This is a genomic window from Myroides odoratimimus (genome assembly GCF_004337635.1).
GTDB classification, from domain to species: Bacteria; Bacteroidota; Bacteroidia; order Flavobacteriales; family Flavobacteriaceae; genus Flavobacterium; species Flavobacterium odoratimimum.
In genome coordinates, this window is sequence record NZ_CP037427.1 from 2,045,807 (window position 1) to 2,067,372 (window position 21,566).

Below are 21,566 nucleotides of genomic sequence, written 5' to 3' on the forward strand. Positions count from 1 at the left end.
TTACAAAACGAGGGGATCTGTTTGTAAAAAAGAAAAGCCCATAACATCACTGTTATGGGCTTCTCTGGAAGTGCTATAATCTTATTTCAGATTGTTGAAATTTCTTTTTACGAAGGCAGTAAGTTCTTCACCTTTTAATAAACCTTGAGATAGTTTTGCAAGGTCCATTGCTTGTTTGATACTTTCTGTTCTAGTTGCTTCATCAGCATTACCGATGATGTTAGATGCTAGAGGAGAGTTTGTGTTCACCACTAGGTTATACATCTCAGGGAAGTTACCCATACCGAACATACCTCCACCACCTGACTGGCTCATTTCTTTCATACGACGCATAAACTCAGGCTGTGTAATGATGAATGGCTCTGCTGTGCTATCCATAGCTTCTAGCTTCACAGTATATTTATCCTTAGGTACGATATTCTCTACGATCTCTTGTAATGATTTTTGTTCATCTTCAGATAATCTAGAGATTTCAGAATCCTCTTTCTTAATCAAGTTATTGATATGGTCAGAGTCTACACGTACGAAAGTAGTTTTCTCATTATCGCTTTCTAACTTTTGGATCAAGTGAGATACGATAGGAGAGTCTAATAATAATACTTGGTATCCTTTCTCTTGTGCAGCTGCAATATAGCTATGTTGAGCATCTTTATTAGAAGCATATAAGATTACTAGATTACCATCTTTGTCAGTTTGGTTATCTTTAGTAGCTTCTTTTAATTCTTCTAATGTATAGAATTTATTATCTACAGTAGGGTAAAGCATGAATGCTCCAGCTTTTTCGTAGAACTTCTCTTCAGATAACATACCGTATTCTAGTACGATTTTGATATCATTCCATTTGCTTTCGAAGTCTTCTCTATTTTCGTTAAATAACGATTTTAACTTATCAGCTACTTTACGAGTGATATAGTTAGAGATTTTCTTCACATTACCATCAGCCTGAAGGTAAGAACGAGATACGTTCAATGGGATGTCTGGAGAGTCAATAACTCCTTTTAACATTGTCAAAAAGTCAGGAACGATACCTTCTACATTATCCGTTACGAATACTTGGTTTTGGTATAATTGGATTTTGTCTTTTTGCATTTGAAGATCAGCACTTAACTTAGGGAAGTATAAGATACCTGTAAGGTTAAATGGATAATCTACATTTAAGTGGATATTGAATAAAGGATCTTCGAATTGAGTAGGGTATAACTCTTTATAGAAGTTCTTATAATCTTCATCACTTAAGTCAGCAGGTTGTTTTGTCCATGCTGGGTTAGGGTTATTGATAATAGTATCTACTTCTACTTTATCATCTCCTTCACCTTCTTCATGCGTACCGAACTTAATAGGCACAGGCATGAATTTATTGTATTTTACTAATAACTCACGGATTTTATAGTCTTCTAAGAAGTCTAGTGAATCCTCCGCAATGTGTAATACAATCTCAGTACCTCTAGTCGTTTTGTCGCATGCTTCTAAAGTGTACTCTGGGCTACCATCACAAGTCCAATGTGCAGCAGGCTCATCTTTAAATGATTTAGTGAAGATTTCTACTTTATCCGCTACCATAAAAGCAGAGTAGAACCCTAGACCAAAGTGTCCGATGATACCTGTGTCTTTAGCCGAATCTTTATATTTCTCTAAGAACTCTTCAGCTCCAGAGAAAGCAACTTGATTAATGTATTTTTCTACTTCTTCTTTAGTCATCCCTAGACCTTGGTCTATGATGTGAAGTTTTTTATTGTCTTTGTCTATTTTAACTTCAATGATAGGGTCTCCATATTCTACATTAGCTTCCCCTATACTCGTTAAATGTTTTAGTTTTAATGTAGCATCAGTAGCATTAGATACTAACTCTCTTAAAAAAATTTCGTGATCACTGTAAAGGAACTTTTTAATAAGTGGGAAGATGTTCTCCACTGTAACGTTAATTTTTCCAGATGTCATAGTTGTATGTTTAATGTTATTTGAATTTTTAATATTTTTACAGTGTTGTAAGGACAAAAAAGATACCAAAGCAAAAAGAGTGTCACTTTGTCAGAAAACTCAAGGTTATCTTATTTCTTCGTAACTTTGAGAAGAGTATCGCGTAAAAGAAAACGTAACAATAATAAAAAATCTATGAAAAAATTAGTGTTATTTGGTGCACTAGCTCTTGCAGTAGCATCGTGTAAGCCTACTATGGACACAAAGTCTCAGGTAGGGATAAAAGGGAATTGGACTTTAACGGATATCAAACACATCGGTGGTGAGTTCGTAAAAGTGAGTTCATTTAATATTGCTGATTCACAGTGTTTTATTGGGAGCCAATGGAAATTCGTTTCTAACAATAATACAGGTGTAGTAGAATTGACAAAAGGAGGAGACTGTCCTAGTTTTGCAAGTGATTTTAAATGGACTATTACTCCGAATGGTAACTTCGAATTTAAATTCGTCGATGAGGGTGTCAAAGCTAAAAATGTAACAACAGGGTATTCTCTACGTGTGAAGAATCAAACAGCTAATACATTTGAGTTAGTTGATAAATTCTATGCAGGTGGACAATCGTATGATGTGACATATCGCTTTACTAAGAATTAATTTACCTTTTAAAACAAAACAATAAAACAAGATGAAAAAAACAGCCACATTTATATTAGCAGGAACATTATTAATCTCTTCAGTATCTTTAACAGGATGTGAAGCTGCTAAAAACTCTAATAAGACACAACGTGGTGCTGCTATCGGTGCTGCAGGTGGAGCTATTATCGGAGGGATCTTAGGAAACAATATCGGTAAAGGAGGTAACGGTGCTCTAGGTGCTGTACTAGGAGGTGTAATCGGTGGTGCTGCTGGAGGAGTGATCGGAAACAAGATGGATAAGCAAGCACGTCAGATCGAAAACACGGTACCTGGTGCTCAAGTAGAACGTGTAGGAGAGGGAATCAAGCTAGTGTTAGGAGAGAATTCTGTAAACTTTGATTTAAACTCTTCAACGTTAACACAAAGAGCAAAAGATAATTTAGACAAGTTAACTACAGTATTTAAAGATCCTGAGAATCAAGATACAGATATCGAGATATACGGATATACGGATAATACAGGTAGAGAAGAGTATAACTTAAGCTTGTCTAAAAAACGTGCAGCATCTGTAAGACAATATTTAGCGTCTAAAGGTGTAGCTGCTAATCGTATGAAGACAGATGGTTTCGGTGTAGCTGACCCTATCGCTTCTAACGATACGAAAGAAGGACAAGCTAAGAATAGACGTGTAGAGTTTGCGATTAAAGCAAATGATAAAATGATCAGAGATGCTTATAACGAATCTGGTTCTTACTAATCAGATGAATATGATACAAAAAAAGGTTCCTTAAAAAGGAACCTTTTTTATTGGTAATAATTGAAACAAAATTAATATTACTAGCAGTCAGAGCATTTAAGGGTAGAGTCCTCTTGCATCTCGTACCAATGCGCTCCAGCTGTAAGTGTCTCGTTTGATTTTATCAATGCTTTTACTGGTTCACTGATGTATACTTTTTTTCCTTTTGGGATGTAAATAGTGTATACTATTTTTGCATTTTCAGTATCTGCATTTGTTTTGTTTTCTGGAAATAGATTGTTAGAAATGATTAATTGATTCCCTTCTTGATTTAAGTTGGTTAAGTTCAAATCTATCTTTATTATCTTGTTTTTCTTTTTATTGATAGTAAAGTCTTTAACTTCTGAAGTACCGTATATCTCGTTTTGAAATGTAGGTAAGATTTCTATTTCGATAGGCAAAAGTGAGTTGATTTCTTTTACTTCAAACCCTTCCGTTTTTGACTTATCTGATTTGAAATAATCCTCTGTTACTAATGTGATTTTGATTTCATCAGTAGTGTCATCAAAGCTGAATTCTGAGGTAGCCTTAGCAGACTCTGTATATTCAGTTCTATAGACGTGTCGAGATTCATAGTTTTTAGCATTTAAGAATGGTATAGAGAATAAACCTAAAGAAATAAACCACAGTAGTAATAACCCAATTATGATTAGGGCTACATACTTAATGTTAGTATAGATCATGCGTAACCCTATAATTAACAATCCGATGAAAGGAAGGGTAACTAAAGAAGTTAGTAATAAGGTACTCACCCAAAATGGATAAACTCCTGCAGAAAGTAAAGGAAATTCAGAACCTATTTCTTCTAAGATAATTTCTTTATTAATCAAAGCTGCAGAAATACCAATTATGCTTGAAAATATGGACAATACACTGATGACGATAAAGAAGATACCGATGATATTTAGGATTATTTTACCACTGCGTTCACCAGCTCTTTTCGTTTGATTTTTGATATGTTCGTAGTCTACATCATTGATTTTGCTCGTTACATAATTAACATTCTCCATTACCTTTTTCTCAATAGTAGAGATGTTTATAGGCTCTCTTTTCATTTCTAAGATCTGAGAAGTAGTCTTCGCTTCTGGTACGATAATCCATAAGATAAGGTATAATAAAACTCCTGTTCCGTAGAATAATACTAATATCATAAAGATAATTCTCATCCATACCGTATCTATCTTAAAGTAGTGACCTAGACCAGCTAATACTCCACCTACCATAGCATTCTCACCATCTCGGTATAGTTTTTTGGTGCCTGTGTAGACATATTTAGTCTCTGTTTTTGCAGTTGGCTCTTCATCTATTATATAGTCTTCTGGACTTCCCATAATAGAGATCACTCTGTCTACATCAGCTATTGTGATTACTTGATTAGAGTCTGTAATATTCTCAGAGAATAGTTCTGCTATTCTGATTTCAATATCATGAATGATTTCGTCCTGTTCTTCTTTAGGAAACGAACGTTTGATTGCCTTTAGATATTGATCTAGTTTTAGATAAGCATTTTCATCTATGTGAAAAACTGATCCTGCTATATTGATTGTAAGTGTTTTATTCATCGTTCATTTTTTTAGTAGTTATTTCTTTTACTGCGTTAGCTAACTCATACCATGTTTTAGCTAATTCGTCTAAAAATAATTCTCCTTTTTCGGTTAGCTTGTAGTATTTGCGTGGAGGTCCAGAGCTGGACTCTTCCCATCTATAAGCTAGGTAATCATCATTTTTTAATCTAGTTAGTAAAGGATATACTGTACCTTCTACCACTACCAACTTGACGCTTTTTAATTCGTCTAGTATTTCTGAGGTATAACAATCTCTCTCTTTAAGAATAGAAAGAATGCAAAACTCTAAAATACCTTTTCGCATTTGAGCTTTTGTGTTTTCTATATTCATGGTAATAGTGTTTCTTATTTTCTATAGCAAAGATATATCTAAAGGAAGGTACTTTGTATTGCATAGTACTGTTTTTTAACACGGAATTAACTTTTGTTAAAATTATGTTAGGGATAAACATTTTTTGTATATTTAGTAAAAATCTAAGTTTTATGAAGTTTAACGTATCGAATATTAATAAGTTTTTGTTTTTTAAATTGCCGTCTGCTTATTGGGCAGGTGTGCGTATGAAAGAAATATCTGATGTAAGGGCAGTTACGACTGTTAAGCATGGTTGGAAAAATCAGAATCCATTTAATTCTATGTACTTTGCTGTACAAGCTATGGCAGCAGAATTATCTACAGGAGCATTAGTTATGCGTAAGATTGCAGAGAGTGGCGAGAAAATATCTATGCTAGTAGCCAATAATAATAGTAGTTTTACCAAGAAGGCAACGGGGCGCATCTTTTTTGAATGTGTAGATGGAGCCTTATTAGATGAAGCAATAAAGAAAACAATAGATACTGGTGAGGGAGTGACTGTATGGATGAAGAGCATTGGAAGAAATGCGGATGGTGATCAGGTGTCTGTTATGAACTTTGAATGGACATTAAAAATAAGAAGTAAAAAATAATGAAGGTACTGATAACAGGTGCTACTGGTTTTATCGGGAGTAGAGTAACTCAATCTCTAATCAATCAAGGTCATGAAGTACATTACCTTACACGCTCTTTAGGGAAGAATGAGGTAAAGGGTGCAAAAGGATTTGTTTGGGATCCTTATAAGGGAGAAATCGATATCGCTTGTTTAGAAGGAGTAGAAGCTATTATTCATCTTGCGGGGTCTAGTATAGCCGATTCTTGGTCTAAGGCTGGTAAGAAGTTAATATTGGATAGTCGTATTATACCAACTGCTTTTCTGTATCAAGTACTTAAAGAAAATACGCACCAGATAAAACATATTATTGGGGCATCTGCTATCGGTATTTATAGCAATATAGCTGAGGTTCAAGATGAAGAACATTATCAAAAAGCTACTAACTTCTTAGGAAATGTAGTAGAACAATGGGAAAGAGGTAATTTAGCTTTTAGAGAATTGGGACTTAAGGTGAGCCTTGTGCGTATAGGTCTAGTATTAGATTTGCACGAATGTGCATTAGCTACGATGATAAAACCTGTTAGGTTGTGGTTAGGTGCACCTATTGGTACAGGGCAGCAGTATTATTCTTGGATTCACATTGATGATTTAGTAAACTTGTTTGTCTATGTCTTAGAGCGTGGGCTAGAGGGAATTTATAATGGCGTAGCTCCAGAACCTTTAACGAATAGAGCGTTTACAAATAGTTTAGGCGAAGCAATGGGGAAGCCTATTTGGCTACCTGCTATACCAGAAAGCGTTATTCGAGTAGCTCTAGGAGAAAAAGCAATCTTAGTAACGGAAGGACAAAAAGTAAGTAGTGAAAAGATTATCAGTTCAGGATTTGATTTTAAATTTAAGACGTTAAAAACGGCTTTAAAGGACTTTTTTAAAGGATAAAGAAGAAGTACAGTAGATAACGATAGAAGGAAACTTTAGGAAACTAGAGTTTCCTTTTTTTATGGAGTGTGATCGGAATATCTATTTAAAGTAAAAAAGTGAGGTAATTAGCACGAATATAGCTTAATAATGAAAATGTCATAATGACAGATTGACCAAGTTGGCAAAGGATTTGCTATGAAGTTAAGAGTTAATAAGAATAATAAATACACAATCATGAGTACTGAAAATAAAGATATAAATAAAGAACAAGAAGAAATTCAACAAGAAGTAGTACAAGATACTGCTGAAACACAAGAGAACGTAGAGCAAGAAGTGAAGAGTGCAGAAGAATTACTTGCTGAACAATTAGCAAGTGAAAAAGATAAAAACTTACGTTTGTTTGCTGAGTTTGAGAATTTTAGAAAGCGTACTGCTAAAGAGCGTTTAGAGCTTTTAAGTACTGCTAGTGAAGGTGTGATGTTATCTTTATTGCCTGTGTTAGATGATTTTAACCGAGCTATTATAGAATTAGAAAAACATGGAGAGAGTGATCATCTTACAGGGATTAAGTTAATCGCTACTAAGTTTACAGATACATTATCTAGCAAAGGGTTAGTAGAGGTAGAGATAAAGGCAGGAGATGACTTTAATGCCGATTTGTCAGAAGCTGTGACACAAATTCCTGCAGGAGATGAGATGAAAGGTAAAGTGGTAGACGTTATAGAAAGAGGATATAAACTAGGAGAGAAGGTTATTCGTTTCCCTAAAGTAGTTATAGGACAGTAATCTTTCTAAAATAGGAAGTAAAAGACAGTAAAGATGAAAAAAGATTATTACGAAATATTAGGTATTGATAAAGGTGCAGATGCTGCAGCTATAAAGAAAGCATACCGTAAGAAAGCAATTGAGTTTCACCCTGATAAGAATCCTGGAGATAAAGAAGCAGAAGAGAAGTTCAAAGAAGCAGCTGAGGCTTATGAAGTATTAAGTGATGCGGATAAGAAAGCGAGATATGACCAATATGGACATGCTGCATTCGAAGGCGGAGGTGGCTTCGGCGGAGGTGGTCACATGAATATGGATGATATTTTCAGTCAGTTTGGAGACATCTTTGGTAGTGCATTCGGAGGCGGAGGCTTTGGTGGCTTCGGCGGAGGTGGCGGCGGTCAACGCAGAGTGAAAGGAACTAGCTTACGTATAAAAGTGAAGTTGACTTTAGAAGATATCGCTAATGGAGTAGAGAAAAAAATAAAAGTAAAACGCAAAGTTCAAGCGGATGGGGTTACTTATAAAACGTGTCCTACCTGTAATGGTACAGGGCAGGTAATGCGAGTAGCTAATACTGTGTTTGGACGTATGCAAACAGCTTCTCCTTGTAATAGTTGTCAAGGAAGTGGTCAAGTAATGGATCACAAACCTGCTGGAGCGGATAATGACGGTATGATCGTAAGCGATGAGACTGTGTCAATCAAAATACCTGCAGGTGTAGCAGATGGTATGCAACTGAAGGTATCTGGAAAAGGAAATGAAGCTCCAGGAAAGAATAGTATACCAGGAGACTTATTAGTAGTAATAGAAGAATTAGAACACGATACATTACAACGTGAAGGAGATAATCTTCATTATGATTTATACATAAGTTTTGCAGAAGCAGCTCTTGGAGGAAGTAAAGAAATTGATTCGGTAACAGGACGTGTACGTATCAAATTAGAAGAAGGAATTCAGTCTGGTAAGATTTTACGCCTAAAAGGTAAGGGGTTACCAAGCTTAAATAGTTACGGAAATGGTGATTTGTTAGTACATATTAACGTATGGACACCTAAAAAGTTGAACAAAGAGCAAAAAGAATTCTTTGAACAAATGCTTGAGGATCAAAACTTTAAGCCAAGTCCGACTAAAAATGACAAATCTTTTTTTGAAAAAGTGAAAGAAATGTTTTCTTGATTGAAAATAAGTTATACATTTGTAGGACACTTATTAAACAGTGGATTTTCTTTTTCATAGCAATTTTTCCCAACCTTATTTATCCAAATAAGGTTGGGTTTTTTTATGCCCTACCGAAAATAACTGTCCTCATTCTCCCGTTTTCAAATATTTACTTATTTTTACAGAAATTAATTGAATTCACCGATGCAATCTATATTAGAAGTAAAGGATGTGGTAAAGACATATTCTGATAAAACAGCATTAAATAAAGTATCTCTCACTGTACCTAAGGGTACAATCTATGGTCTTTTAGGACCTAATGGTGCAGGTAAAACTTCTTTAATCCGTATAATAAATCAAATCACTTATCCCGACTCAGGACAAATCTTACTAGATGGAGAACCTCTAAGTCCAAGACATATTCAAGATATAGGCTATATGCCTGAAGAAAGAGGTCTGTATAAAACGATGAAAGTAGGAGAGCAGGCTATGTACTTGGCTCAACTAAAAGGATTGTCTAAAGCTGAAGCTAAACGTCAATTAGATTATTGGTTTGATAAACTTGATATCAAGGGATGGTGGAATAAAAAGATTCAAGAGCTGTCAAAAGGGATGGCTCAGAAGATACAATTTGTAGTAACTGTGTTACACGAGCCTAAACTTTTAATTTTAGATGAGCCATTTTCGGGATTTGACCCAGTTAATGCAAATATCATAAAAGATGAAATCCTAGAGTTAAAAGAAAAAGGTACTACTATCATATTCTCTACTCACCGTATGGAAAGTGTGGAAGAGATGTGTGACTATATTGCATTGATTAATAAATCCAATAAACTAATAGAAGGTAAGTTAGTAGATGTGAAAAGAGAACACAGAACTAACTTATATCAAGTAGGGGTATTAAGTGATAATATCGAGCGTTTGTTTTTAGAATTGAGTGATAAGTTTAAGTTTGAGAGTACTCGTTTTAAATCACTGAATAACGAAGTACAGTTAGAAGTGGACTTAGGTACAAAAATGCCTAATGAGTTATTAAATATATTGTCAGTGAATGGACAGGTAACTCACTTCGTAGAAAAATTACCAACTGTAAACGATATTTTTATTCAATCTGTAAGTAAGTAATATGAATATACTACCATTAATAATAAAAAGAGAGTTCATTGCTAAAGTGCGCAATAAGTCCTTTATCGTAATGACTTTCGTTAGTCCTATATTTTTTGTTTTACTAACTGTGTTTATTGCTTATCTGAGCAGTATGAAAGGAGAGGTAAAGAAAGTAGCTATTCACGATGAGAGTGGATTATTTGTAACTCAGTTTGAAAGTAATGAAGCTTTTGAATATCAAGATTTATCAGCAGTTGATTTAGATATTCTTAAAGAGGGAGTGAAAGAGGAAAAATACGAAGGGATAGTGTATGTTCCAAAGTCTGATAATATTGGAGATTATCAAGAGAGTGTAACTTATATTTCTAATGAAAGTCCTAGCTTAAGTTTTGTTAGCAAAGTAGAGTTATTGTTAGGAGATAAGATAACACATGTTAATTTAGAACAAAGTGGAATCGATATTTCTGTGATAGATAAAGCTAAAGCTGATGTAAACTTAAAGCTAGTGAAAGCAGATGGAGAAGCTACTGTAAAAGGTCTTAATGAAATTAAGATTATTATCGGTGGATTATTTGGATACTTTATCATGATGTTTATTATTATCTATGGAAATATGGTGATGCGCTCTGTGATAGAAGAAAAGACAAACCGTATTATAGAAATTATCATCTCATCTGTAAAACCTTTTCAGTTGATGATGGGAAAAATAGTAGGAACATCTATGGCTGGGTTGCTACAATTCCTTATCTGGGGAGTAGTAGGAGCCATTTTATTAGGTGTAGCAAGTAGTATATTAGGCATCAATGCTATGCCTGGAGCAGGAAGTGCTGAAGCTATGCAAGCTGCTAATGGGATGATTTCGAATGAAATAATGTTCGATGTACAGAACTATGTGAGTGAGATATTAAGTTTGCCTTTGATTTCTCTGTTTATCTATTTCATCATTTTCTTTATCGGAGGTTATTTTTTATATAGTTCATTATATGCAGCTATAGGAGCTGCTGTAGATAACGAAACAGATACGCAACAGTTTTTATTACCTATTTTATTGCCTTTAATGTTAGGTGTGTATATTGGTTTCTTTACTGTAATGAAGGACCCTCATGGGACAGTAGCTACTGTGTTTTCTATGATTCCATTTACATCTCCGATTGTTATGCTGATGAGAATACCTTTCGGTGTACCTTTATGGGAAGTTATAGTGTCAATTATTATTCTATTTCTTACCTTTATACTAGTAGTATGGATAGCGGCTAAGATATATCGTATTGGAGTGTTAATGTACGGAAAGAGACCTTCATGGAAAGAGCTTTATAAGTGGCTTAAATACTAGTGTTATAAATTGCTTTGAATTATAATATATGGGGAAAACATCTAAAATATTAATAGTAGAAGATGAAGCTGCTATTCGTAGAGTGTTAGTAAAGATTCTAGAAGAAGAGTCTTCTGACTATGTAGTAGACGCTGCTGAGAATGGAGAGGAGGCATTACAAAAGATAACAGGTGAAGATTATGATTTAGTAATCTCGGATATCAAGATGCCTAAAATGGACGGTGAGGAACTGTTAGTGGCAGCTAAAAAGATAAAGCCAGATACAGTATTTGTAATGATATCTGGGCATGGAGATTTAGAGACTGCTGTAAACACAATGCGTCTAGGTGCTTTTGACTATATCTCAAAACCACCTGATCTAAATAGGTTATTAACTACAGTTAGAAATGCTTTAGATACTAGTAAGCTAGTAGTAGAGAATACGATCTTAAAGAAAAAGGTAGGGAAGAAATACGAGATGATAGGAAATAGTGAACCTATCAGTCAGATAAAAGATATTATCGAAAAAGTAGCTCCTACAGAAGCAAGAGTATTGATAACTGGACCTAATGGTACTGGAAAAGAATTAGTGGCTCATCAGATACATTTACAAAGTAATCGTGCTCAAAATATGTTGGTAGAGGTGAATTGTGCAGCTATACCTTCAGAATTGATAGAGAGTGAATTATTCGGTCATGTAAAAGGAGCTTTTACTTCTGCTGTAAAAGATAGACCAGGTAAGTTTGAACAAGCTAATCACGGAACTATATTTCTAGATGAAATAGGGGATATGAGTCTGTCTGCTCAAGCAAAGGTACTTCGAGCATTACAAGAGAATGTGATCACACGTGTGGGAGCTGAAAAAGATTTGAAAGTAGATGTACGTGTTATTGCGGCTACGAATAAAGATCTTAGAAAAGAAATAGCTGAAGGGCGCTTCAGAGAAGACTTATACCATCGCTTAGCAGTTATTTTAATTAAAGTGCCTGCATTAAACGACCGTAGAGATGATATTCCTTTACTGATAGAGCATTTTGTCAGTCAAATAGCAAAAGAGCAAGGAACAGCTCCAAAAGCATTTAGTAGTGAAGCTATCGAGTTGTTACAACAATATGATTGGACTGGTAATATCCGTGAGTTGAGAAACGTAATAGAAAGATTAATAATATTAGGAGGCAAGGAAGTTTCGAAGCAAGATGTCGAGATGTTTGCAAATAAATAGAATATGAAATTAAAAAAAATAAATAGTACTTTACAAGAGAACTTAAGTAAGAATGGTCTTTTAGAACCAACAACTCTTCAAAAGAAAACTTTTGGAACAATTAAAAGTGGAAGAGATGTAGTTGTTTTTGGACCTAAAGAGCAGGGGAAAACAACAGCTATGATCATCGCAGCTCTACAGCGTACTGAAAGACCTGTAGAAGGAGAGATCGCTACAAGAGTATTGATTGTTGTTAAAGATAAGTTTGAGGTAGAGAGATTAATGGAAGTATTCGAAGCGTATAGTAGATATACAGACCTTAGAATCTATGGAGTACATGATTATACAGATTTAGATGAAGATAAGAATCTACTTTCATTAGGAAATGATATCTTGATAGGTACTGCTAATCGATTGAATGAGATGTTTGCAAGCGCAGGGTTTGACGTAAATCAGTTGAAGATGTATATTATAGATGATATAGATATTCAGCTTAGAAATCGCTTAGAACCGCGTTTACACCGTTTGTCAGAAAGTATTGGGAAAACACAACGCCTTTATTTAGCTACTGAGTTTGTTGAACAATTAGATATGTTCGCTGATAAGTCTCTTAGTGAAGATGCAGAGTGGTTTGACTTTTACGATGATGACGAGGAAGAAGAGGATAATGAATAAAACTATAGGCTGTCTTGATGGACAGCCTTTTCTTTTATAATATGTTTTTGTTTTTGACTTCAGCTAAGATATTTAAAGCTTTTTTCTTTATAGTAGAGGGAAGTTGTTTGAAGTTACTGTCTTCTTCTATCTGATATTTATCTTCTTCTTGATAAGGAATATAAGCTGTAACCTTAGATTTATAAAGTTCATAACTATTCGCTTTAGCAGTGTATACAATTACTTTTAACGGCTTTGCATCTAGACCATCAGAATTCATAAAATAGGTTAGGTAAAATTCTGGTTTACCATCTTTATCTATATCTGTAACGATACAGTAATCATATAAAAATTCTGGCTGTGCTAAACCTTCTGCGTAGTCTTTGAATTTAATTTTTTCCAATATTCCTCCATGGTCTTCTATATAGATACCAGACAATATATCTGTAGGCTTATTAGAAAAATAACTTGGTTTGATTGCTTTTCGCTCATTGAAGAACCACAAATAACTCCCTGTTTTATCGCCCATATAATTTATAATCATTTTAGGTGTTCCTTCTAGTGGATTACCTAGTTCCTCAATTATATCTTTAAATTTTTGGTCTTTAGGTTTTAATCTTTGGTTTATTTGAGCAATCGAATGTAAGTTAATACAAAGAAATGCCAATATTAATAGAGTTTTGTTCATATTGTAATATGGATTCTGTTGAATTATGGTTAATATACAGTTTTAAGCATTGATTGATAAAAAGACAATAGCTAATATCACTAGAGATATAATAAGTGCGATAATCATTGTTTTTTTGTACCCTTTTTTATCAAATTCAAAGGTGTTAGGATTGATAAAAAAATCATTATATACACTATCAGCTATTTTTAAGTCTGGTCTGTATAATGTAACTCCTTGTAAGAAGTGCTGTCTAAGTTCTCTAGAATTAGTAGATAGGTATGTGTAAAAAATATCAGTGTTCTGAAAAGATACAGTACGTTCCTGCTGATTGTAAAATACTTTTAACAAAGTTTTACTACTTATATTGACTCCTATTGTTTTTGTGAAAATATCTTTAGTATAAAGTTGTTTAGACTTGTTGAGGTCTTTATATGATAAGTGTTCTATTTCTCCATTGAGTTTGTGATATTGTATTCCTAGTTTATTGACTACAATTTTATGTATGGCATTAGTACTTTTCTTTTTGTAGTCTTTACTGAACTTATATATTCCATAAGTGAGTATTAAAGCATATATGCCTATAAGTATGTAAATCTCCGTACTGCCTGTATAGTCGTTTATTAAAGCCAAAGGGATGAGATATAATAACACTAATAAAAATGTCGTAAAAAGTAGAAATACAACGCGAACCAATAAAGTTAATTTAGGATTCGTAAGAGTAGTTAATTCAGGGAAAGTATCTGAAGTATATTTCATCTTTATCTTTTATCAAAGTGTAAAAATATAAAATTATTGAGAAGCTGATTTAGATAAGAGGAAGTAAAAAAATAGGCATAAAAAAAGGAGACTTATTTAAGTCTCCTTGGTAGTAGCGGGAACAGGACTCGAACCTGTGACCTTCGGGTTATGAGCCCGACGAGCTGCCTACTGCTCTATCCCGCGATATTGTGGTGCAAATATACTACTAAATAGTAACCATGCAAGGGATAGAAGCTTTTATTTTTAAAAATATTTTAGTTTATGGGTTAATGCGTTGTTTTTAAGGTTGTTATTTTGATAAGGTTTTTGTGTGTATATCGACATTATGAGGTTTAGAGTCTATTATTGCGTAGTGTTGGACTTCCTCTAGCCAGTTTTGACGATCTTCTAATGATGAATTATTCATTAACCCGATGAAAGTTGTATCTGTTACTTCCACACCACAGTATTCTAAAATACCTGTTTTGAGTTGAAGTAGACCACTATCATTAAAAACTGTTGTGTAGATTTCTTGACTAAGGTCACCACCTGTTGTTATTATTTTAGCTGTTCTGCCTTTTAAAAGGCCTATTGTTTCTGTAGTAGAGATATGGTTAAACGTGATGCCAGGCAAGAAGGCTCTATCAAAAAAGCCTTTCATCAGAGCAGGTAGCCCCACCCACCATAGAGGATGTATCCATACCATATGGTTACTCCATTTAATATCATCTAAGGCTTTTATTAAATCAGGCTCTAGTTCTGTACGTTTTCTATATCCATATTCAAGATTAGGGTTGAAATCTAATGAATGTAGTGCTAAATATTTTACTTCTGTGTGAGGAGTTTCTTTAAGTGCTTCTATATAAGCTGTAGCAAGTGCTTGATTATAACTTTCTGGATCAGGATGCCCATTGATTACTAATATTTTTTTTGTCATATTGTATTAATGATTTTTTGAGATGACAAACTTAGTTCGTGACTTTCTATAGAAGTAGGTATATTTCTATGATAGTTCGGTAGTATTTATAATACAGGAGAGAATATAAATAAAAAAAGGACATCTTATTTAAGATGTCCTTTTACCTTGTAGCGAAGACGGGAGTTGAACCCGTGACCTCAGGGTTATGAATCCTGCGCTCTAACCGACTGAGCTACCTCGCCATTGTTGGGCTGCGTTACTTCTGTAATGCGGGTGCAAATATAGAACAAAAACTTTATAATGCAAATAGAGGATGAGAAAAAAAATATTTTTTTATTTACAAAATATGATTATATTCGAAAAAATTATAAAATTTGATAAAAGGCTATGAAAGAAAAATACGAACTAGAATTCTCAATTAATTCATCTCCGCAATTATTGTATCAGTATATTTCGGATCCCTCAGGGCTAAGCGAGTGGTTCGCTGATAATGTAAATTCACGTGGAGAGATCTATTCTTTTATTTGGGGAGATTCAGAAGAGAAAGCTCGTGTTGTTACTCGTAAAGCTGATGAGAGAGTTCGATATAGATGGCTAGATGAAAACGATAAAGAAACTGACTATTTCTTTGAGTTAAAAATCAATAAAGATGAATTGACAAAAGATGTAACTATTATCGTTACAGATTTCGCTGAGCCAGATGAAATCAATGAATCAAAACAATTATGGGAAAATCAAATCATGGACTTAAAACAAGTATTAGGTTCTGCATAATTCCATAAAATATAACTTATATTTGCCGTTAATAGTAATCAGAAGAAAAGAAATATATGATTAATGTTAACGGCAAAATTGTTTCTAATAGTGATGTATCTGTAGAGCATAATAGAGGCTTTTTATATGGAGATGCTGTTTTTGAAACAGTTAGAGTTTTAGATAAAAAGGTTTTATTCTTAGAAGACCACTACTTTAGATTAATGTCTTCTATGCGCATTCTGCGTATGGAGATACCTATGGAGTTTACAATGGAGTATTTTCAGGAAGAAATACTTAAAACAATCAATAGTCTTGAATCAGTTGTAAATGCATTTAGAGTGCGTTTTACAGTATATAGAGATGCTGAAGGTAAGTATTTACCAACTAGTCGAAAAATAGGTTATATCGTTTCGGCTGAGGTTTTAAATAATGGAGTTTATAGTTTAAATACTATGAACTACGAGATAGAACTATATAAAGATTTTTATATAACTTCTCATTTGTTGTCAACTTTAAAAACAAATAATAGGTTAATCAATGTAACAGGAAGTATTTTTGCTGAAGAGAATGATTATCAGAACTGTTTATTGTTGAATGATACTAAAAACATTGTAGAGGCTTTAAATGGTAATATTTTTATCGTTAAAGATAATGTGGTAAAAACCCCTCCATTATCTGATGGATGTGTGAAAGGGATTATGCGAAAACAAGTAATCGAGTTACTACAAAAACATCCTGAATATAAATTTGAAGAAGCAGTTGTCTCGCCATTTGAATTACAAAAGGCTGATGAATTATTTATTACGAATGTCATTATGGGAATTCAACCTGTGACTAAGTACCGTAAGAAAGAATATGGCAACGTTTTAGCTGCTGATTTGGTAAATAAATTAAATGCTAAAATTAGATTGATGTAAGTATGTTATCTGTATTCCCTAATTAAAGTTAGGGTTTTCAGGTGCATTTAACCATAGAGAGTATTTGTTTCCCAATTTAGATAACGAACTTTTCCATAGTTCTGTCGGAGATTGGGAAAAAATATTCTTGGTATCTAATTTATTAGAAGCTATCCAAAAGTTGTCTTGAATCTCATTTTTTAATTGGTCGCAGTCCCAACCTGAATATCCTAGAAAAAAGCGAATATCATTCTTGTTAAGTATTCCTAGGGATAGAATGTTATTCAATTCTTCAAAATCTACTCCCCAATATAAATCATCTACAATATGAATACTATCAGGAATTAGCTCTGGTCTAGTATGGATATAGAATATTCTGTTTTTTTGAACAGGACCTCCGTCATAAATAGTAAATGAGGCTTCCGTATTCGGTAAAAGATCTGATAAGGTCAGATCTAATGGTTTATTCAGAATAAAGCCAACAGAGCCATCCTGACTGTGTTCTGTTAATAGAATGACTGATCTTGAGAAAATAAGATCTGCGTTAAGGGCACTAGGCAATGAGATTAACTGATCTCCTCTTTGTATGGAAAGTGAATGAATCATATATATAAACTATCAGATAGATTTCATCTTCTAATATAATAAAAAAACCCCACTAAAATAAGTGAGGCTTTATATTTTCGAAAAAGTGTTAATATTACTATTAATATTATTTTTTCTTCTTGTTTACAGCGTTTTCTAATTCAGAACCAGCTTTAAATTTTACTACATTTTTAGCAGCAATTTTGATTGTTTTCCCAGTTTGAGGGTTTCTTCCTTCTCTAGCAGCTCTTTCAGATACTGACCAAGATCCAAAACCAACTAAAGAAATTTTTCCACCTTTACCTAAAGTAGTTTCAACATTTGATAAGAATGATTCTAATGCTTTTTTAGCAGCCACTTTGCTGATCTCTGCATCTTTAGCAATTGCATCAATTAATTCAGTTTTGTTCATAATAATTTTTTTTAAAGGTTAACTTTATTAACGTCCTTATACAAATTTAGGGTAATTCTGTAATAAAGCAAGTCTTTTGCATAAAAAAAAATAAAAATTTGATAAATCAAAGTGATTTAAAAGCTAAAATAAACTATAAATTTATTAAATACTGATTGTTAGTGCTTTATATAGCTATTGCATCTTCGGTAAAAGTAACTCCATTGAGTAATTCATTGGCTTTCATTGGCTTTTTACCTGGGAATTGAAGTCTTAAAATATTGATAAAACCTTTTTCGACAGCAATTTTAAGCTCTTTTTTGCTAGAAACTACTTTACCAATAGGGTAGTTGTGACTATCTTCCTCATAATTAGCTTCGTATATTTTAACTGTCCATTCATTACTTTTATCTTGAAAGAAACACCATGCTGTAGGGTATGGACTAAGCCCTCTAATAAGATTGTGTATTTGCTGACCTGTTTGTGTGAAGTCAATTTTAGTATTGTCCTTATTTAATTTATAAGCTGTTTTGGTTTCTTCTTTTGGTTGAGTAGTTGTAGTAACATTACTTTCTTTGATCAATTCAAGCGTTTCTAATACAGTAGAAGCTCCTAAGACCATCAGTCTGTCATGTAGTTCACCAGCATTCTCATTAGCTCCAATATTTAATTCCTTTTTAAGAATGATAGCTCCCGTATCTATTTTTTCGTCTATAAAGAATGTAGATACTCCGGTTGTTGTTTCTCCATTGATAATAGCCCAATTGATAGGAGCCGCTCCTCTATAATCTGGTAAAAGGGAAGCATGTAAATTAAAGGTTCCTAGTTCTGGCATTTTCCATACTACTTCAGGAAGCATTCTGAAAGCAACCACTACATTAAGGTTAGCATTATAACTTTTTAATTCTTCTAAGAACTGTTCGTCTTTTAAGTTTGTTGGTTGTAGTATTGGTAAATTTTTTTCTAAAGCATATTCTTTAACAGCTGAGTACTTAATCTTCTGTCCTCTACCAGCTGGTCTGTCAGGAGCAGTAATTACAGCTACTACGTTATAGTTATTTGTATATATAGCATCTAGAATCCCGACAGCAAAGTCTGGAGTTCCCATGAATACGATACGCAAGTCTTTCATATTACTAAATATTGATTTTCTAGGTTTATTTTTATTTTATTTTGTTCTTGTAGTACTTGTAGTGAATATATTATATCCTCTTTATCTATACCATGCTCTACTTCTAATTGTTGAATAGTGCTAGGTGTATGTAATAGAATTTTAAATATATTGTCAATAATAACACTACTAGTTTTATGTTTCTTTTTATTAGATATACATGTAGAACAAGTACCACAATCAGTTGTTTTGTTTTCATCAAAATACTTTAGCAGTATTTTGTTCTTACAAATATCTTCATTTTCAATATAAAATAAGAGAGATTTATATTGATTTATCTTTTGTTCGTTCTGTTGTTTAAGATATGGAAATGTACGGTATAGTACTCTGTCTTCTTCCCAAGCCTCATTGAATATCACTGTAAGATCGTTTTCTTCAGGAATGTAGTTGCATAAGTTTTGGTCATGACAATCCTTTAAACAAGCGATAATGCTCTCTTGACTTTCGCCAGTATGTTGTTCTATTAGGTGTAAATCTAAATCTTGTTCGTACTCGTGTATTCCTGTGTAAGTACGTAGTATGAAGTGAATGATGTTCTCGTAACTTTCATTGTCATACGTTATGTCTAGTATTTCACTACTAGGAGCAGTAAAGAGCAGTTTAGTTTTATTTTTACTGTTTTCTAATAGTCGAATGATACCTTGTCTATCTAAGAATTGTAGTGCGTTATAAGCTCTCCTATGTGGAAAGTTATTATGACTACAGAATTTATTGAAATTTAAACTGTAAGTACAGTTGTATCCCTCTCCATAAGCAATACTTAGAAAGTTATTGAGTTTTCGATAGATGCGTTTAAGAAACTCTTTGTCAAAGAGATTCGTTTCAAACATTTCACTGTTTTGCTTGATTTCTTGTGGAGTGACTAGCATAGTAGCAAATGCTTTATTACCATCTCGTCCTGCTCTTCCGGCTTCTTGGTAATAGTTCTCTATGTTTTCGGGTATCTGTATATGGATTACATTCTTTACATTTTTTTTGTCAATCCCCATTCCGAAAGCATTAGTCGCTACCATAATAGGTGTTTTTTCTTCTATCCAATCTTGCATTCTTTTCTTTTTTTCAATGATAGATAAGCCCCCATGAAAAAAAGTAGCTTTATAATTCATTTGATTTAATTGGTTAGAGAAGAAATAAGCTTCTTTTCTATTGCGAACATAGATGATTGTTGGTGCAGGATTTTTTTGTAATATGCGTAGAACCATGTTTAATTGGTTCTCTACCTTATATACACCGTATATTAGATTCTCTCTCAAAAAGCTTTTTGTGAATAGCTTTGGAGAATTAAGTTTAAGATTTGTGCAGATGTCTTCTATTACTTTTTTATTAGCAGATGCTGTCAGTGCAATAATAGGTACTTCAGGGAAAACATCACGTAATTTTCCTAATTCTAGATAAGCAGGTCTAAAGTCATGTCCCCATTGAGAGATACAATGGGCTTCATCAATGGCTATAATACTGATTTTAAGCTTTTCTATTCGTTCAAGAATCCAAGTCTGTTTTAATCGCTCAGGTGATATATATAGAAATTTATAGTTTCCATATAGGCAATTGTCAAATATGGCATCTATCTCATGCATTGGCGTACCTCCTATAATAGAAGTAGCCTTTATATTAAGTTTGTTAAGATTGTTGACTTGGTCTTCTATTAGAGCGATCAAGGGGGAAACTACTAAACATGTGCCTGGTAATAGAAGTGTAGGAATCTGAAAGCAGATACTTTTTCCTCCACCTGTAGGAAGTAAAGCAAAAGTATCATTCTTTGCTAGGACAGAATCTATAATGTCTTTCTGTGGCTCTCGAAAACTGTCGTAGTTCCAGTACTTTTGAAGAATTTCAATTGGTGTGGTCATGTGCTAACAGAAATATATGAAAATATGATAACGAATTTACAAAATTTGTTGTAAATAAAAGGGTTATAGTTTGAATACTATAACCCTTTTAACTCAAATATGATGATTTCTTAAATTCTGCTTAATATAAAATCAATTCTATTCTCAACTGTGTCTCTTGGAACTTCGATTAGATCGTAACCATAGTTTTTATATGTTGAGATAAGATGTTCGTGTATTTGACTTGCCTGTTCAAAATTCTCATAACGTTGTTCATCACTTTGATAAATTGATTCCCAAGGTGGTAATAAGAATATTTGGTGATAAAGATGTTGTTTACATGCTATATCAAAACTCTCAGGGTATTTGTCTCCTGTGTAATGCATATAAGCTAGTACATCAGGAATTCCTCTATCTATAAAAACAATATTCGCTGATTCTTTAACAGCATCTTTATGTTGCTCGATTCTTCCTTCTAAAAGTAATTGGCTGAATAATAGAGGTTCTGTTAAGAACAATTGATCAATACCTTTTTCTTGGGCTTTTTTCGTTACCGCACGAGATATTTCTGGATAGCAAACATATCCTTTGTTAGTAAGTTCGTTAATCAACGTAGTTTTACCAGAACCGGGTCCTCCTATGATTAAGATTATTTTTGTGTCCATTTT

Annotated in this window: 23 protein-coding genes and 2 tRNA genes; 12 read left to right on the forward strand and 13 right to left on the reverse strand. The window is 33.5% G+C overall.

Going from position 1 to position 21,566, the window contains the following annotated elements:
- Positions 1–81 precede the first annotated feature (81 nt).
- Entirely contained in the window at positions 82–1,938 is a 1,857-nt protein-coding gene (gene htpG, locus E0Z07_RS09375; protein ID WP_006257065.1) for a molecular chaperone HtpG, read from the reverse strand.
- A gap of 87 nt (positions 1,939–2,025) precedes the next feature.
- Between htpG and E0Z07_RS09380 the strand changes: the two genes are divergently transcribed.
- Positions 2,026–2,571: a lipocalin family protein gene (locus E0Z07_RS09380; protein ID WP_036474103.1), complete on the forward strand. Its 546-nt coding sequence runs from the start codon at positions 2,026–2,028 to the stop codon at positions 2,569–2,571.
- 31 nt (positions 2,572–2,602) lie between these two features.
- Positions 2,603–3,310, forward strand: coding sequence for an OmpA family protein (locus tag E0Z07_RS09385; protein WP_006257063.1), 708 nt, complete (start codon positions 2,603–2,605; stop codon positions 3,308–3,310).
- Positions 3,311–3,390: 80 nt separating this feature from the next.
- Here E0Z07_RS09385 and E0Z07_RS09390 read toward each other — a convergent pair whose 3' ends face one another.
- Both E0Z07_RS09390 and E0Z07_RS09395 read right to left on the reverse strand, forming a co-directional pair.
- Entirely contained in the window at positions 3,391–4,911 is a 1,521-nt protein-coding gene (locus E0Z07_RS09390) for a PspC domain-containing protein (RefSeq protein ID WP_006257062.1), read from the reverse strand.
- The gene (locus E0Z07_RS09395) at positions 4,904–5,245 is read right to left on the reverse strand and encodes a PadR family transcriptional regulator (protein ID WP_006257061.1); all 342 of its coding nucleotides are present in this window, start codon (positions 5,243–5,245) and stop codon (positions 4,904–4,906) included. Before E0Z07_RS09395 ends, E0Z07_RS09390 begins: the two co-directional genes overlap by 8 nt.
- Positions 5,246–5,397: 152 nt before the next feature.
- Here E0Z07_RS09395 and E0Z07_RS09400 point away from each other — a divergent pair, with 152 nt between their 5' ends.
- From E0Z07_RS09400 to E0Z07_RS09435, 8 genes are all read left to right on the forward strand, one after another.
- Entirely contained in the window at positions 5,398–5,859 is a 462-nt protein-coding gene (locus tag E0Z07_RS09400; RefSeq protein WP_006263004.1) for a DUF4442 domain-containing protein, read from the forward strand.
- A complete protein-coding gene (locus E0Z07_RS09405) occupies positions 5,859–6,761 on the forward strand; it encodes a TIGR01777 family oxidoreductase (protein ID WP_131540594.1) in 903 nt (300 codons plus the stop codon). The genes E0Z07_RS09400 and E0Z07_RS09405 overlap by 1 nt, the downstream gene beginning before the upstream one ends.
- Positions 6,762–6,938: 177 nt before the next feature.
- Complete coding sequence (locus tag E0Z07_RS09410) at positions 6,939–7,529, forward strand: nucleotide exchange factor GrpE (protein ID WP_131540595.1); 591 nt, start codon at positions 6,939–6,941, stop codon at positions 7,527–7,529.
- Positions 7,530–7,562: 33 nt separating this feature from the next.
- Complete coding sequence (gene dnaJ, locus E0Z07_RS09415) at positions 7,563–8,687, forward strand: molecular chaperone DnaJ (protein ID WP_006257057.1); 1,125 nt, start codon at positions 7,563–7,565, stop codon at positions 8,685–8,687.
- A 186-nt stretch (positions 8,688–8,873) separates the two neighbouring features.
- Positions 8,874–9,794, forward strand: a complete 921-nt coding sequence (locus E0Z07_RS09420) for an ABC transporter ATP-binding protein (protein WP_006257056.1) — start codon at positions 8,874–8,876, stop codon at positions 9,792–9,794.
- 1 nt (position 9,795) lies between these two features.
- Entirely contained in the window at positions 9,796–11,109 is a 1,314-nt protein-coding gene (locus E0Z07_RS09425) for an ABC transporter permease (RefSeq protein WP_006257055.1), read from the forward strand.
- A gap of 28 nt (positions 11,110–11,137) precedes the next feature.
- Positions 11,138–12,310: a sigma-54-dependent transcriptional regulator gene (locus tag E0Z07_RS09430; protein ID WP_131540596.1), complete on the forward strand. Its 1,173-nt coding sequence runs from the start codon at positions 11,138–11,140 to the stop codon at positions 12,308–12,310.
- 3 nt (positions 12,311–12,313) lie between these two features.
- Entirely contained in the window at positions 12,314–12,964 is a 651-nt protein-coding gene (locus E0Z07_RS09435) for a DEAD/DEAH box helicase (RefSeq protein ID WP_131540597.1), read from the forward strand.
- 34 nt (positions 12,965–12,998) lie between these two features.
- Here the strand turns inward: E0Z07_RS09435 and E0Z07_RS09440 are convergent, their stop codons facing one another.
- From E0Z07_RS09440 to E0Z07_RS09460, 5 genes are all read right to left on the reverse strand, one after another.
- Positions 12,999–13,631 carry a hypothetical protein gene (locus tag E0Z07_RS09440; RefSeq protein WP_131540598.1) on the reverse strand — a complete coding sequence of 211 codons (633 nt, stop codon included), beginning with the start codon at positions 13,629–13,631 and terminating at the stop codon, positions 12,999–13,001.
- Positions 13,632–13,673: 42 nt separating this feature from the next.
- Positions 13,674–14,369, reverse strand: coding sequence for a hypothetical protein (locus tag E0Z07_RS09445; RefSeq protein WP_131540599.1), 696 nt, complete (start codon positions 14,367–14,369; stop codon positions 13,674–13,676).
- A 113-nt stretch (positions 14,370–14,482) separates the two neighbouring features.
- Positions 14,483–14,555 (reverse strand) — tRNA-Met (locus E0Z07_RS09450).
- A gap of 106 nt (positions 14,556–14,661) precedes the next feature.
- Positions 14,662–15,288, reverse strand: a complete 627-nt coding sequence (locus tag E0Z07_RS09455; protein ID WP_131540600.1) for an NAD(P)H-dependent oxidoreductase — start codon at positions 15,286–15,288, stop codon at positions 14,662–14,664.
- Positions 15,289–15,438: 150 nt separating this feature from the next.
- Positions 15,439–15,512 (reverse strand) — tRNA-Met (locus E0Z07_RS09460).
- Positions 15,513–15,657: 145 nt separating this feature from the next.
- Here E0Z07_RS09460 and E0Z07_RS09465 point away from each other — a divergent pair.
- Together E0Z07_RS09465 and E0Z07_RS09470 are read left to right on the forward strand one after the other, a co-directional pair.
- The gene (locus E0Z07_RS09465; RefSeq protein ID WP_006257049.1) at positions 15,658–16,044 is read left to right on the forward strand and encodes an START-like domain-containing protein; all 387 of its coding nucleotides are present in this window, start codon (positions 15,658–15,660) and stop codon (positions 16,042–16,044) included.
- Positions 16,045–16,100: 56 nt separating this feature from the next.
- Positions 16,101–16,943, forward strand: a complete 843-nt coding sequence (locus E0Z07_RS09470) for an aminotransferase class IV (RefSeq protein WP_131540601.1) — start codon at positions 16,101–16,103, stop codon at positions 16,941–16,943.
- A gap of 18 nt (positions 16,944–16,961) precedes the next feature.
- Here the strand turns inward: E0Z07_RS09470 and E0Z07_RS09475 are convergent, their stop codons facing one another.
- From E0Z07_RS09475 to E0Z07_RS09495, 5 genes are all read right to left on the reverse strand, one after another.
- Positions 16,962–17,528, reverse strand: coding sequence for a YqgE/AlgH family protein (locus E0Z07_RS09475; RefSeq protein WP_006257047.1), 567 nt, complete (start codon positions 17,526–17,528; stop codon positions 16,962–16,964).
- Between the two features lie 106 nt (positions 17,529–17,634).
- Complete coding sequence (locus tag E0Z07_RS09480) at positions 17,635–17,919, reverse strand: HU family DNA-binding protein (RefSeq protein ID WP_006257046.1); 285 nt, start codon at positions 17,917–17,919, stop codon at positions 17,635–17,637.
- Positions 17,920–18,085: 166 nt separating this feature from the next.
- On the reverse strand, positions 18,086–19,030 hold the full coding sequence (gene fmt, locus E0Z07_RS09485; protein WP_131540602.1) for a methionyl-tRNA formyltransferase: 945 nt from the start codon (positions 19,028–19,030) through the stop codon (positions 18,086–18,088).
- Positions 19,027–20,919, reverse strand: coding sequence for a RecQ family ATP-dependent DNA helicase (locus E0Z07_RS09490; protein ID WP_006257044.1), 1,893 nt, complete (start codon positions 20,917–20,919; stop codon positions 19,027–19,029). Before E0Z07_RS09490 ends, fmt begins: the two co-directional genes overlap by 4 nt.
- Before the next feature lie 110 nt (positions 20,920–21,029).
- The gene (locus tag E0Z07_RS09495) at positions 21,030–21,563 is read right to left on the reverse strand and encodes an AAA family ATPase (RefSeq protein ID WP_006257043.1); all 534 of its coding nucleotides are present in this window, start codon (positions 21,561–21,563) and stop codon (positions 21,030–21,032) included.
- Between the last annotated feature and the right edge of the window lie 3 nt (positions 21,564–21,566).

Excerpts from the sequence above, each read along its gene's own strand:
- E0Z07_RS09385 (WP_006257063.1), top strand. The coding sequence starts at position 2,603 with ATGAAAAAAACAGCCACATTTATATTAGCAGGAACATTATTAATCTCT.
- E0Z07_RS09440 (WP_131540598.1), bottom strand. The coding sequence starts at position 13,631 with ATGAACAAAACTCTATTAATATTGGCATTTCTTTGTATTAACTTACAT.
- E0Z07_RS09430 (WP_131540596.1), top strand. The coding sequence starts at position 11,138 with ATGGGGAAAACATCTAAAATATTAATAGTAGAAGATGAAGCTGCTATT.
- htpG (WP_006257065.1), bottom strand. The coding sequence starts at position 1,938 with ATGACATCTGGAAAAATTAACGTTACAGTGGAGAACATCTTCCCACTT.
- E0Z07_RS09465 (WP_006257049.1), top strand. The coding sequence starts at position 15,658 with ATGAAAGAAAAATACGAACTAGAATTCTCAATTAATTCATCTCCGCAA.
- E0Z07_RS09435 (WP_131540597.1), top strand. The coding sequence starts at position 12,314 with ATGAAATTAAAAAAAATAAATAGTACTTTACAAGAGAACTTAAGTAAG.
- dnaJ (WP_006257057.1), top strand. The coding sequence starts at position 7,563 with ATGAAAAAAGATTATTACGAAATATTAGGTATTGATAAAGGTGCAGAT.
- E0Z07_RS09400 (WP_006263004.1), top strand. The coding sequence starts at position 5,398 with ATGAAGTTTAACGTATCGAATATTAATAAGTTTTTGTTTTTTAAATTG.
- E0Z07_RS09480 (WP_006257046.1), bottom strand. The coding sequence starts at position 17,919 with ATGAACAAAACTGAATTAATTGATGCAATTGCTAAAGATGCAGAGATC.
- E0Z07_RS09445 (WP_131540599.1), bottom strand. The coding sequence starts at position 14,369 with ATGAAATATACTTCAGATACTTTCCCTGAATTAACTACTCTTACGAAT.
- E0Z07_RS09395 (WP_006257061.1), bottom strand. The coding sequence starts at position 5,245 with ATGAATATAGAAAACACAAAAGCTCAAATGCGAAAAGGTATTTTAGAG.
- E0Z07_RS09455 (WP_131540600.1), bottom strand. The coding sequence starts at position 15,288 with ATGACAAAAAAAATATTAGTAATCAATGGGCATCCTGATCCAGAAAGT.
- E0Z07_RS09495 (WP_006257043.1), bottom strand. The coding sequence starts at position 21,563 with ATGGACACAAAAATAATCTTAATCATAGGAGGACCCGGTTCTGGTAAA.
- E0Z07_RS09410 (WP_131540595.1), top strand. The coding sequence starts at position 6,939 with ATGAAGTTAAGAGTTAATAAGAATAATAAATACACAATCATGAGTACT.
- E0Z07_RS09475 (WP_006257047.1), bottom strand. The coding sequence starts at position 17,528 with ATGATTCATTCACTTTCCATACAAAGAGGAGATCAGTTAATCTCATTG.
- E0Z07_RS09390 (WP_006257062.1), bottom strand. The coding sequence starts at position 4,911 with ATGAATAAAACACTTACAATCAATATAGCAGGATCAGTTTTTCACATA.
- E0Z07_RS09420 (WP_006257056.1), top strand. The coding sequence starts at position 8,874 with ATGCAATCTATATTAGAAGTAAAGGATGTGGTAAAGACATATTCTGAT.
- E0Z07_RS09425 (WP_006257055.1), top strand. The coding sequence starts at position 9,796 with ATGAATATACTACCATTAATAATAAAAAGAGAGTTCATTGCTAAAGTG.
- fmt (WP_131540602.1), bottom strand. The coding sequence starts at position 19,030 with ATGAAAGACTTGCGTATCGTATTCATGGGAACTCCAGACTTTGCTGTC.
- E0Z07_RS09470 (WP_131540601.1), top strand. The coding sequence starts at position 16,101 with ATGATTAATGTTAACGGCAAAATTGTTTCTAATAGTGATGTATCTGTA.
- E0Z07_RS09490 (WP_006257044.1), bottom strand. The coding sequence starts at position 20,919 with ATGACCACACCAATTGAAATTCTTCAAAAGTACTGGAACTACGACAGT.
- E0Z07_RS09405 (WP_131540594.1), top strand. The coding sequence starts at position 5,859 with ATGAAGGTACTGATAACAGGTGCTACTGGTTTTATCGGGAGTAGAGTA.